Raw genomic sequence first — 11,399 nt, 5'->3', positions numbered from 1 at the left:
AGGACACGCCGATTGAAACCTCGCTCATCGAATTCCGCACCCCCCAGGGCGCCTTGCTCGGCGCCTGTCTCACCGACCATCTCGGCGACGGGCTTTCCGCCGTTTACAGCTTCTTTGAAACCGGCATGGACGAACGCTCCCTCGGCACCTACGCCATCCTCTGGCTCACCGCCCGGGCGGTGGCGCTGGGTCTGCCGTTTGTCTACCTCGGCTACTGGGTCGAGGAGAGCCGCAAAATGGCCTACAAGGCCAAATTCCGCCCCAGCGAGGTGTTAAAACACGGGCAATGGGTGCCGCTGGTGGAACACCGGGTGCACCATTTCACAGCCGCGGCACTCGCGCCCGCCGGATAACAACCGCATTTTTGATCACGACAAGGAAACTGAATGCCCTTCGCATGCACCACCCCCGCGGTCCCCACCCTGCAGCGTGACGACGCCGATGTTCGCATCACCCGCTGGGATTTTGCCCCCGGCGCGGTGACCGGATGGCACAGCCACGGCCTGCCCTATTTCATCGTGATGCTCACCGACTCAACCATGCGCGTTGACGATGGCAAAAACATTACCGACTACCCGCGCAAGGCCGGAGAGTCATACAGCCGCGCCTCAGGCATCGAGCATGACGTGATGAACGCCTCCGATACGCCGATGGCCTTCGTCGAAATCGAGGTCAAACGGCCAGAGGCGCTGATTTTCGGCTCACTCTAAAACCCAAACATATGGTCGAACGAAAACCCGCCCGCGCCGTCATCAACCCCATGAAACCCGAACAACCGGCAGGTGGTATCGCGGATGAGCACATAACCCGCCTCCCCCGCCGCGCTTAATTCGGCCACGGAAAAATGCTGCGCCGGATACACAATGGCAGAGCCCGAACACGCGATCCGCAACGCCGCGCTCGCCAGCAACGCGCCCCCGGCATCATAAAGCTCCAAAGCCGTGCTGGAAAAATCCAGCCACGGCCCGGATGCCGGATAAATCAGCACGCAAAAACTCTGCCGCCCGCCAAACCCCAGCTTCAAAAACAACCGCGTCGAGAGCCCCGGCGCCTTGCCGGTGTAGCTCTGCGGCTCGTTTTTATAGGTCATGATCGTATTGAAAATATGCCCGCCAAAGCTGCTCTCCGCCGCATGGCCGCTCGCCCGGTCCTCAAACCGGAACAGCGCATGCAGCCAGCCGTTGGCCTCCCCGCCTTCGCGAAAATCATAGACCAGCTCGGCATGCCCGCCATCGGCCAGCACGCCGGGGCGCAGCACATCGTCCATATCCACAGCCAGGCAATGGCCGCGCGGCAGCACGCCCAAGAACCGCTCCGCCAGCTTCTCGCCCTGCGCGCTGAAAACATCCAGCCTTAGCGGCATGTTGTGCTCATGCACCGCCATCGGCGTCGGCTGCACGATGGTTTTGAACCGCCCGCGCGGCAGCACCGGGAAGGGCAGCAGAAACCCCCGCCCCAGCTCTGAATGCAACGCTTTGATCCCGGCGTCGCCGTGCAAATCCGCGCGCTCCACATTCACATGCGCGATGCGCGTGCGCGCGGCGCGCGTAACCTCATAACGCGGGCGCACCACATGCCGCCCGGCGCGCAATTCAACTTGCGCCGGCCAGGAAACACCCGGCAGCACCGCCGCCACATCCACCGCCAGAGTCGCGAAGGGCGCAACCCCGGCGGCAATTCCCACCGGCGCCTCGGCGCCCATGCGGTCCAGCGCCATCGCCCCGGCGGGAACCGGCACAGCATGGCTGTTCTGCACCCATAATATCACCCGCTCATCCGCGCGCGGCGCTGGCAATCCGGCAAACCGCTCCGATGGCCAGGCATTCGCATCATGCGTGCAGGAGAGCGAGGCCCCATTGTCAGCGGCGTAGGTATCCAGCGCATATTTCACCACATCATGCCCCGCCGCGCCGATCGCGTGCAGGAACAACTGCCCGGTAAACGGCCCCAGGCCAAAACGCGCGCGCACGGCGGCACTCTCCAGCACGAAACCGCCCGCCCCAGCTGGCGCCGGATCTTCCCATTGCGCCAGAACCTCACCCGTCGCGCCGTAGAGGCGGCAGAAAAAACGCACGGCCTTCGCGCCATATCCAGCCCAGTAATTCGCCGTGGTCAGCCGCGTGGAAAAATGCCCATCCTCGCGGAAAAATACGAAATTGGTGGCGAAATTGAGCGGATCCAGGTAACGCGCCGCATTGGTCAGCATCGCCTCCGGCAGTTTCGCGCCGTCCAGCGTCAGCATCCGCGCGCCTGGCGGCGCAAAGCGCGCTAGCCGCTCCACCGCCCGCCCGGCATCGAAGGCGGCAATCAGCACACTCTCCACCTCCGCCGCGCACAGGCATGTGAGCGCGCGCGCCACATGCCCGCCGCGCAGCTGGCCGATGGCCAAACTATCCTGCACATACACACCCTCGGCATCAAAATCCGGGCATAGCGCGAGCAGCGGCCCGGCGATCCCGTCTGGGTCAAAAATCGCCACCCGCCCGGCCTCCGCCGCCAGGCGTTGCAGCCCCTCGGCCGCCACCGGATGCGCCAGCGCCTTATAAGCCACGTTGCCGCCACGCAGATTATCGAAAGTCTCAATATCCAGCATCGTTACAATCCTAAGCGGTCGCGCATCTGTTGCGCCGCCATCTGCGTGTCATCCAGGGGCTTGGTATCCCACAGCTCCAGTTTTCCGGCAAAATCGCGCACCCGCCCGGCATCCACCAGACTATCCATGAATGCGCCGATCCGCGCGGACTTGCCCGGCAGGCGCAGCAAAAACACCGGCGCGGATGTCGCCACCGCCTCGGAGACCATGGAGACCGAATCCGCCGTGCACAAAATTGCATCGGCGCAAGCCAGCATGCCGAAATAAGGATTCTCCCCGGCGCCATCCCAGATCCAGGCGCCCAGCGGCTCCAGTGTCTCGCGCAGAATTCTCACAATCTCCGGCTCGGTGCGGCGCGAGGGGGTGATCACCACACCGATTTTCTCCTGGCGGATCAGTGCGGCGAGCTGCCCTGCCAGCTCGCGCCCCTGCGCCGGCTCAAACCGGTAGCGCCCGTTGCTGCCGCCCAGCAGCACCGCCAGCAGCGGACGCTGAAACTTCGCAAACACCGGCGCCCATTTCAGCAGCTCCGCCGCCAGGCGCGGCTGCGTCACCCGGTGCAGCGCCGTGCGGGTCACGATCACATTTGCACCAGTTATGCCATCATGGCGCGCCGCCATCACCAGGTCGAATTTGTTCAGATTCATGCGCGGATGCTGAATCGCCACCGCCTTCACCCCCGGCCCGCGCAAGCTCGCCGCCACCCGCGCCCCCGCGCCGCCGCAGCCCAGCAACACCTGCGGCAAGGGCGGCGCGAACGCCTCGCTCTTCACCGCCCAGCGGATTCCCGGCCACAACCGGGGCGAAACCTTATCCCATGGCGGCAAAAACGCCAGCGTGCGCATGTCCACCGCCATGCCAGCGGCCTCTGCCAGACCAATCGCCTGCGAGCGCAACCCCGCGATGTCAGTGCATAAAATTCTTGCGGTCACCATGCGGCGGCTTTGCGGCGTGTGCTCGCTGGCGTCAATCCCGCACAAACCCGCGCGATTGCGCCTTCTCACAACTTCGTTACACTGCCCCCATGACTCCTGGCCACCCGCCGGCTGATTGCGCCCCCGCAGCCCCCGCCAGCCCGGCGGAAATACCCGCGTTTGCGGTCCAAATCGCAACACCGGACATCGCCCCCTTCCGCCAGGGCAACACCGGCATTCCCGGCTTCACCACGCGTGACTCCCGCACACCCGGCCCGCATGTGATTCTGGTCAGCCTCATCCACGGCAACGAGATCGCGGGCGCCGCCATTCTGGCTGAGCTGCTGCGCGCGCGTTTCATGCCCCTGCGGGGCAAGCTCACCCTCGGCTTCGCCAACCTCGCCGCATTTGACCGCTTCAACCCCCAATCCCCCCTCGCATCGCGCCATGTCGAGGAAGACCTCAACCGCGTGTGGGACGATCTGCAATTATTCGGCGTGCGCCGCTCGCTGGAGCTGAACCGCGCACGCGAAATCCGCCCATTGATCGACACGGCCGACGTTCTGCTGGACCTGCACACAATGCTCTGGCCCTCATGCCCGGTGCTGCTCTGCGGCCCCACCGCGCGCGGGCGCGAACTGGCGATGAAGCTGGGCACACCGGCCACCGTCGTCGCGGACCACGGCCATGCCGGGGGCAAGCGCCTTATTGACTACGGCCGCTTCAGCGAGGCCGCCGGCATATTGGCTGAAGCCGGGCAGCACTGGGAACCCGCGGCCCTGAGCCAAACCCGCGCCACCGTGCACGCCCTGCTGCGCCAGACCGGCATGCTCATGGCGCCGCCGCCGCCGCCATCACCCATCACCCTCGCGCAGGTCACCCACACCGTCACCGCGCGGACCAACCGCTTCGTCTTTTTACGCAACTTCCATGGCGGCGAAATCATCCCCGCCGCGGGCACCCTCATCGCGCATGACGGCGAAACCGAAATCTTCACCCCTTATGATAATTGCATGCTGGTAATGCCGAGCCTGCGCGTCAGCCATGGCCACACCGCCGTGCGGCTGGCCCGGATTGTGTGAATACTTCTTCAAAAACAGATAGTTATACTTCCGTTTCAATTTGCAGCAACAAGCTGTCCAGCGCCTCCGGCTCAGCCAGTGCCTCGCCGATCAGCACGATCACCGGCCCCGCGGCCCTAGCGCCCACCACCAGCCCTGGCAGCGAGCCGATGGTGCCGCGCATAATCCGCTGCCCCTCAAGGCTCACACTCTCAACCGCCACCGCCGGCATGCCCGGCGCCATCCCCGCCTCGATGAAATGCGCAGCCAAACCGGGCAACGTCTGCCCGCCCATATACACCACCAGCGTACCGCCGGATTTGGTGAGGGAAACCCAATCATGCGCCGGCAATCCGCTCTCGGCGCCATGCCCGGCAAGAAAATGCAGCGAGCGCGCCACGCCACGCCGTGTCAGCGAGCAGCGCAGCGCCGCCGCCGCCGCCGTCGCCGCCGTCACCCCGGGGATCACCTCAAAACCGATCCCCGCCGCCCGCAGCGCGTCCATCTCTTCGGTGGCGCGGCCAAAAACCATCGGGTCGCCGCCCTTCAGCCGCACCACCAGCGCGCCGGTGCGGCCCTGCGCCACCAGCATGCGGCAAATCTCCGCCTGGCTGGCTGAATGCCTGCCGCAACGCTTGCCGACATCAATCAGCCGCGCATCCGCCCTGGCCATCGCCACCACGCGCAGGTCCACCAGGCTGTCATACAGCAACACATCGGCCGCCGCGATCGCCCGCACGGCCTTCACGGTCAGCAATTCCGGGTCTCCGGGACCAGCCCCCACCAGAAACACGCGCGCCATCACACACTCCAGCATTTTGCCGCGATATAATGTGCCCGCCGCCCGAGCGTGAGTCCTAAATCCGCGTTTCAGGCCACCAGCGACATTTTCGATGGCGGCAGCTTGATCGCGCTGATCAGCGAACGCACCTCATTACGGGCGGCAATATGCGAAAGCCCCAGCGCGATGCCGATATTCGCCTCACGCACATCCATCAAGGTCAGCCCCTGTAAGTACAACTCACGGAAAATCACCCGCTCGCCAAACCCTTTGAGCGTGCGAAAGCCGATCCGCTTGGCCAGCAGGTCCAGCGTCTCGCCCACATCGCGCTTGTTGCGGGCCTCGGAGGCGGCCAGCCGGTTACGCATCACCATCCAGTCGATCTTGCCGCGGTCACGCGAGAAGCGGTTCTTGCGCGCCTCCCACACCATTTCCGAGTAGATGCTTGGGTTCACGATGTCGTGATTATCCGGGTCCACCTTCGCCAGCATCGAAAAATCGACAAAACTATCGTTGATCGGGGTGATCAGCGTATCCGCGTGGCTATGCCCGTAGCGCGAGAGATATGTGTCAGCCCCCGGGCAGTCGATCACCACCACATCCATGCCCTCGAATTCGGCCAGCGCCGTATCAAAGCGCAAGCGTTCCTCCGCCTCCGCCTCCAGCCGGTTATCCAGGATCGAGCGGTGTACCGAATGGAAAGCTGGCAAAGGCAGCACAATCCCCTTGCTCTCCACGAAATGTTTCCGCGCCGCCAGCGTGCCGGCCAGCGTACCCTGTCGCGCGTCAAGGTCCATCGCGCCCACGCTGTAGCCATCGCGCAGCAGCGAGACGATGATATGGATGGAGGTAGTGGATTTGCCCGAACCGCCCTTCTCATTGCCTAGCACAATGACATAAGGACGCGATTGGGCAGACACGCTGGCCATGGATAACTCTCCGACTCGGGTTTCGAATCCTTCTTTAACCGAGTCTATCGATTCTGCCCAAGGATTCGTTATGCTGCACCGCTGCGCCGGCTTATAACCTTGCTGAAAGAGGAGGTGGGATGTCATGAAGCCATACCGTGTACTGGGCGCCTGCTCCGGCTGGTCCGCGCTGCTCACCCAATACTGGCTCACCACCACGCACGCGGGCCTGCTCCCCGGCAGCATCACTTATTGCGGCTTCTTCACCATCTGGGGCAATCTCCTCGTGGCCTTGGCCTTCACGGCGCCGCTGCTGCCCGCAACCGCCTGCCCCGCGTTCTTCCTGCGCCCAGGCGTGCGCGCCGCCATCGGGGTCTATATCCTCGTCATCGCGGTGGTCTATTATTTTCTACTGCGCAGGCTTTATCATCTCACCGGGCTGGACTGGTACGTGAACCTCCAACTACACGACATCAACCCGCCGCTTTACGTGCTGGATTGGGCGTTCTTCGCGCCCAAGCGGCCGTTGCGTTTCCGCCATCTCCCCTACTGGCTCATCTGCCCGTTGGTCTACGCGGCCTACACCCTGCTGCACGGCGCGCTTAGCGGCTATTACCCATACCCGTTTCTCAACGCGACCACGCTGGGCTACCCCCGGGTCAGCCTGAACATCGCTGGTCTCGCCCTACTGTTCGCAGGCACGGGCGCCGGCTTCATCGCTGCCGGGCGCTACCTGCCCAACCCCGCCTGATGCTTATTTTCCGGTCAGAATCCGGTCCACCAGCTCGCGCACCGTCGGGATGAACCCGTTGGAATAGAACGGATCGCTGCCAAAACGGCAGGCATTATGCCCGGCGAACATCAGATTATGGTCCAGCGCGTCCAGATCATCCGGCGCGGCATGGGCAATATCCTGCAAGGTCTTCTGGATGCAGAAGCTGCGCGGATCGGCCTTTTTGCCGTTGTCATATTCCGGCGGCTCCTGGCTCCAATTGGAGAACCGGCATTGGCTCAGGCAGCCCATGCAGTTCACCTGGTCGGTATGGATCTCCCCGGCCTTCGCCGGGGTCACGAAGATCAGCGTGGAATCCGGGGTGCGCAGCGCATCCACATAACCGGCCTCTTCCCAGTCCTTCACCCGCGCATAATCCGGCGCGGTGAGGTACACGGAGCGCTTCCGCGCGCCCACGCCATACTCCACCACATGCTCGCCAACCGGCTCGGGCGAATACGCCACCTGCCGCTCGTTGCGCCCGCGCAGCTCCTGGATGAAGCTGTTGTTCACGGCGGATGAATAAAACCCCGTGGGGGAGAATTTGTTGAGGAACACATCCCCCGGCTTGAGCGTGCGCAGGCGCTCCTTCCAGCTCGCCGGAATCGGGCTTTCCTTGGTCAGCAGCGGACGGCTGCCGAACTGAAAGGCAATCGGCCCCAACTCGGGATTATCGATCCAATCTTCCCATTCTTCCAGCGCCCACACGCCGCCGGCCATGATGATCGGGGTCTCCGCCAGTCCGAATTCGCGCATGATCTTGCGCAGCGCCAGCACGCGCGGAAACGGCGCCTCGGGCTTGCCCGGGTCCTCGCTGTTGGAAAGCCCGTTATGCCCCCCGGCCAGCCATGGGTCCTCATACACCACCCCCCCGAGCAGATTCGCCGCCTTGGAATAGGCCCGCTTCCACAGTGCCGAGAATGCGCGCCCAGAAGACACGATGGGATAATAATGCACATTGAACTTGGAAGCGATCGCCGAGAGCCGGTAGGGCATCCCCGCACCGCAGGTGATGCCGTTCACCAACCCCTTGGTGCGCTCCAGAACGCCGGTGATCACCCGCTCCGCGCCGCCCATCTCCCACAGGATATTGGCATGGATGCGCCCCTTGCCGCCGGAAATCTCATAAGCGCGCTCAGCCTGGGCAACGCCGCCCTCGATCGCGTAGGCTATCAGCTCCTCATGGCGGTCCCGCCGGGTCTTGCCATGATAAACCGGCGAGATCACATGCCCCTGCGCGTCGTAATTATCAGGATTGACCGCCGAGAACGTCCCCGCTCCGCCGCCCGCGGCCCAATGGCCGGCGGTTACGCCGTTGGATACAGCAATACCCTTGCCGCCTTCCACGAGGGGCAGAATTTCAGTTCCGCCCATGCGGATGGCATTGATAAGCTTCATTTTCCGAAAACCCTGGTTTGGCATTTAGCCCACCCCCTTGGGAGGACGCGCCCATATATCCATATATACGGTGTTCTATTACCAGATTGAAACACGGCGTGAAGTGGGGGCGTTCATTTAGCTTCATCACACTTGGTACGTCCCCACGCGCGTCCTGCCTCTGAAGCCCGCCGCATTGGGCTGCGGACAGAAGGAATAAGCAGGCCACCGCAAACAAAAAAGCGCGTCCCCCGTAAGGGAGTTATTGCCCCGCATGGGAAGCTGTTTTGATGCCGCGAATTTCAGAATTGGGACATCAGAAGCTTGCCTGCCCGCGCCCGCTGGTCTACCCCGCGCGCACAACCCGCTTGTCAACCGGAGGAGCCCACCATGACCGCCATTGCCGACATCGTCGCCCGCGAAATCTTGGACAGCCGGGGCAACCCGACCGTCGAAGTCGACGTGCTTCTGGAATCCGGTGCCTTTGGCCGCGCCGCCGTTCCCTCCGGCGCCTCCACCGGCGCGCATGAGGCCGTGGAACTGCGCGACAGCGATAAATCGCGCTACGGCGGCAAGGGCGTCACCATGGCCATCGCCGCGGTTGAAACCGAGATACTCGACGCCATCGGCGGGATGGACGCCGAGGAACAGATCGCGATCGACAATATCATGATCGACCTGGACGGTACCCCCAACAAGGCGCGCCTGGGCGCCAACGCCATCCTCGGCGTCTCGCTCGCGCTGGCCAAAGCCGCCGCGGCTGATAACGGCATGCCGCTGTATCGCTACATCGGCGGCGTTTCGGCCCGTACCCTGCCAGTGCCGATGATGAACATCGTCAACGGCGGCCAGCACGCCGATAATCCCATCGACATCCAGGAATTCATGATCCAGCCGGTCGGCGCCTCCTCCATCGCCGAGGCGGTGCGCATGGGCTCGGAAGTCTTCCACGCGCTGAAGAAATCCCTCGCTGAGGCTGGCCACAACACCAACGTGGGTGACGAGGGCGGCTTCGCCCCCAACCTGAAATCCGCCGATGAGGCGCTCAGCTTCATCGCCAAGGCGGTTGAGCGCGCCGGCTACCGCCCCGGCGAGGACATCACCTTCGCCATGGATTGCGCCGCCACCGAGTTCTACAAGGACGGCATCTACAACTTGCACGGCGAAGGCAAAAAATACGACGCCGCCGGGTTCATCGACTACCTGGCCGGGCTCTGCTCGCGCTTCCCCATCACCAGCATCGAGGACGCCTGCTCCGAGGATGACTGGGACGGTTGGAAACTCCTCACCGAGCGACTCGGCGCCACGGTGCAGCTCGTCGGCGACGATCTCTTCGTCACCAACCCCGCCCGCCTGCGCCGGGGCATCGCGGCCGGCACCGCCAACTCCATCCTGGTCAAGGTCAACCAGATCGGCACGCTGACCGAAACGCTGGAAGCCGTGGAGATCGCGCATCGCGCCGGCTACACCGCCGTGATGTCGCACCGCTCCGGCGAGACCGAGGATTCCACCATCGCCGACCTCGCGGTTGCCACCAACTGCGGCCAGATCAAAACCGGCTCGCTCGCCCGCTCCGACCGCACGGCCAAATACAACCAGCTCATGCGCATCGAAGACGAGCTGGGCCTCACCGCCCGCTACAACGGCCCGGCCCTGCGCCGCGGCTGATCCGCTGAACCATCAGAGCGTGATCGTTTGAGGTTCGCTCAATCGAGCGAGACGAAAGCGTGAATCGCCCTCAGAAACCAGCAACCCCGGTGGCGCGCCACCGGGGTTTTTCATATGCTTTATATCTCCACCTGCCGGGGCCCGAAATAGCTACAGGCATCGCCCTCGCTGTCACGGTACACGCTCACCCGCGCCAGCCCCGCGCAATCGCCCTCCAGCCTGTGCCATATCCAGCTTGCGAGATTCTCCAGCGTCGCCGGGCCCAAATCCGCGATCTCATCCAAAAACCGGTGATCCAGCGCCTCGCGCACCTCTGCAATGCGACGGGCAAAATGCCCCAGATCAATCAACATCCCGCTACCGGCGTCCGGCGTGCCGCGCAGCGCCACCTCGGCGCGGTACGAATGCCCATGGATCCGCCGGCTGGGCTCGGCATCAATGCGCCGTTGCAGGGTATGCGCCGCCTCGAAGCGGAATTGTTTGCTCAGCTCATGCATTAAGGAATACCCAGATATTTATGTGTCTGCACTGAAAGCCGCCACCGCGGGTTGGCGAGGCAGAAGGCAATGGCCGCCGAGGTATTGGCGGCGCGCTGGGGCCCGTCCATCGGCTGCAACAGCAAATGCGTGAAATCCAGCGCCTCGAACCGCACGGGCAGCGCCGCCTCCTGCGGAAACACCAGCTTCAGCTCATCGCCCCTCTTCACCGCGAGCGGCACTCCGGCTTTGGGGCTGATGCAGAGCCAGTCGATCCCCTCAGGCGGCGCCAGCGTGCCGTTGCTCTCCGCGGCAATGCGAAACCCCCGCGCGTGCAACGCCGTGGTCAACGCGGCATCAACCTGCAAAAACGGCTCACCGCCGGTCAGCACCACCAGCCGCTCCGCCGCCCCGCCGCGCCAGGCCGCCTCAACTGCCCCGGCCAGCGCCCGCGCATCGCCAAAGCGCCCGCCCCCCGGCCCATCCGTGCCGATGAAATCCGTGTCGCAAAACGTGCAAACCGCCGCGGCGCGGTCCTCCTCACGGCCGGACCACAGGTTACAACCCGCGAAACGGCAGAACACCGCCGCCCTTCCGGCCTGCAAGCCTTCGCCCTGCAAGGTAAGGAATATCTCCTTCACCGCGTAACTCATCACCCCATCCCTTCTGGCGCCCAGTCCAAACCGCACGCGGCCATAATCGGCGCCTCTATCATCGCCCCGGGCAAAACTGGCAAGACCGCCACCGCCCGAATTCCTTTATTGCCGCGCGGCACCAAAAGCCGGTACACTCGGATTCGCGGGGGAGAGACGCTCCCGGCACCAAGGCCTGAGCCGCCTTCCCCGCGTT

The 11,399-nt window shown here is 64.1% G+C and carries 11 protein-coding genes and 1 pseudogene; 5 read left to right on the top strand and 7 right to left on the bottom strand.

What is annotated here, in order from left to right:
* Together PHE40_RS02790 and PHE40_RS02785 are read left to right on the top strand one after the other, a co-directional pair.
* Positions 1-353: pseudogene (locus PHE40_RS02790) on the top strand (hypothetical protein); the annotation flags it as partial.
* Positions 354-386: 33 nt separating this feature from the next.
* Positions 387-710, top strand: a complete 324-nt coding sequence (locus PHE40_RS02785) for a cupin domain-containing protein (RefSeq protein ID WP_299957701.1) — start codon at positions 387-389, stop codon at positions 708-710.
* Here PHE40_RS02785 and PHE40_RS02780 read toward each other — a convergent pair.
* Positions 707-2,593, bottom strand: a complete 1,887-nt coding sequence (locus tag PHE40_RS02780; protein WP_299957698.1) for a hypothetical protein — start codon at positions 2,591-2,593, stop codon at positions 707-709. The genes PHE40_RS02785 and PHE40_RS02780 overlap by 4 nt on opposite strands.
* Before the next feature lie 2 nt (positions 2,594-2,595).
* Positions 2,596-3,528: a mitochondrial fission ELM1 family protein gene (locus PHE40_RS02775; protein WP_299957696.1), complete on the bottom strand. Its 933-nt coding sequence runs from the start codon at positions 3,526-3,528 to the stop codon at positions 2,596-2,598.
* Between the two features lie 89 nt (positions 3,529-3,617).
* Here PHE40_RS02775 and PHE40_RS02770 point away from each other — a divergent pair, with 89 nt between their 5' ends.
* Entirely contained in the window at positions 3,618-4,589 is a 972-nt protein-coding gene (locus PHE40_RS02770; protein WP_299957693.1) for a succinylglutamate desuccinylase/aspartoacylase family protein, read from the top strand.
* Positions 4,590-4,611: 22 nt separating this feature from the next.
* On the opposite strand, the gene cobA is transcribed toward PHE40_RS02770, so the two are convergent.
* On the bottom strand, positions 4,612-5,370 hold the full coding sequence (cobA, locus tag PHE40_RS02765; protein ID WP_299957690.1) for a uroporphyrinogen-III C-methyltransferase: 759 nt from the start codon (positions 5,368-5,370) through the stop codon (positions 4,612-4,614).
* Between the two features lie 68 nt (positions 5,371-5,438).
* Positions 5,439-6,278, bottom strand: a complete 840-nt coding sequence (locus PHE40_RS02760) for a division plane positioning ATPase MipZ (RefSeq protein WP_299957687.1) — start codon at positions 6,276-6,278, stop codon at positions 5,439-5,441.
* A 124-nt stretch (positions 6,279-6,402) separates the two neighbouring features.
* Here PHE40_RS02760 and PHE40_RS02755 point away from each other — a divergent pair, with 124 nt between their 5' ends.
* The gene (locus PHE40_RS02755; protein WP_299957684.1) at positions 6,403-7,008 is read left to right on the top strand and encodes a Pr6Pr family membrane protein; all 606 of its coding nucleotides are present in this window, start codon (positions 6,403-6,405) and stop codon (positions 7,006-7,008) included.
* A gap of 3 nt (positions 7,009-7,011) precedes the next feature.
* Here PHE40_RS02755 and PHE40_RS02750 read toward each other — a convergent pair whose 3' ends face one another.
* A complete protein-coding gene (locus PHE40_RS02750) occupies positions 7,012-8,427 on the bottom strand; it encodes a nitronate monooxygenase family protein (protein WP_299957681.1) in 1,416 nt (471 codons plus the stop codon).
* A gap of 369 nt (positions 8,428-8,796) precedes the next feature.
* Between PHE40_RS02750 and eno the strand changes: the two genes are divergently transcribed.
* On the top strand, positions 8,797-10,074 hold the full coding sequence (gene eno, locus PHE40_RS02745; RefSeq protein ID WP_299957678.1) for a phosphopyruvate hydratase: 1,278 nt from the start codon (positions 8,797-8,799) through the stop codon (positions 10,072-10,074).
* 119 nt (positions 10,075-10,193) lie between these two features.
* Here the strand turns inward: eno and PHE40_RS02740 are convergent, their stop codons facing one another.
* Both PHE40_RS02740 and queE read right to left on the bottom strand, forming a co-directional pair.
* On the bottom strand, positions 10,194-10,571 hold the full coding sequence (locus PHE40_RS02740) for a 6-carboxytetrahydropterin synthase (protein WP_299957675.1): 378 nt from the start codon (positions 10,569-10,571) through the stop codon (positions 10,194-10,196).
* Positions 10,571-11,203 (bottom strand): 7-carboxy-7-deazaguanine synthase, encoded by a 633-nt coding sequence (queE, locus tag PHE40_RS02735; RefSeq protein ID WP_299957672.1) that lies wholly within the window; start codon positions 11,201-11,203, stop codon positions 10,571-10,573. Before queE ends, PHE40_RS02740 begins: the two co-directional genes overlap by 1 nt.
* Positions 11,204-11,399 lie beyond the last annotated feature (196 nt).

Source organism: Acidocella sp., from assembly GCF_028687955.1.
GTDB lineage: Bacteria > Pseudomonadota > Alphaproteobacteria > Acetobacterales > Acetobacteraceae > Acidocella.
The sequence above is the reverse complement of the archived record's forward strand: the minus strand, read 5'-3'. Positions and strand labels throughout refer to the sequence as shown.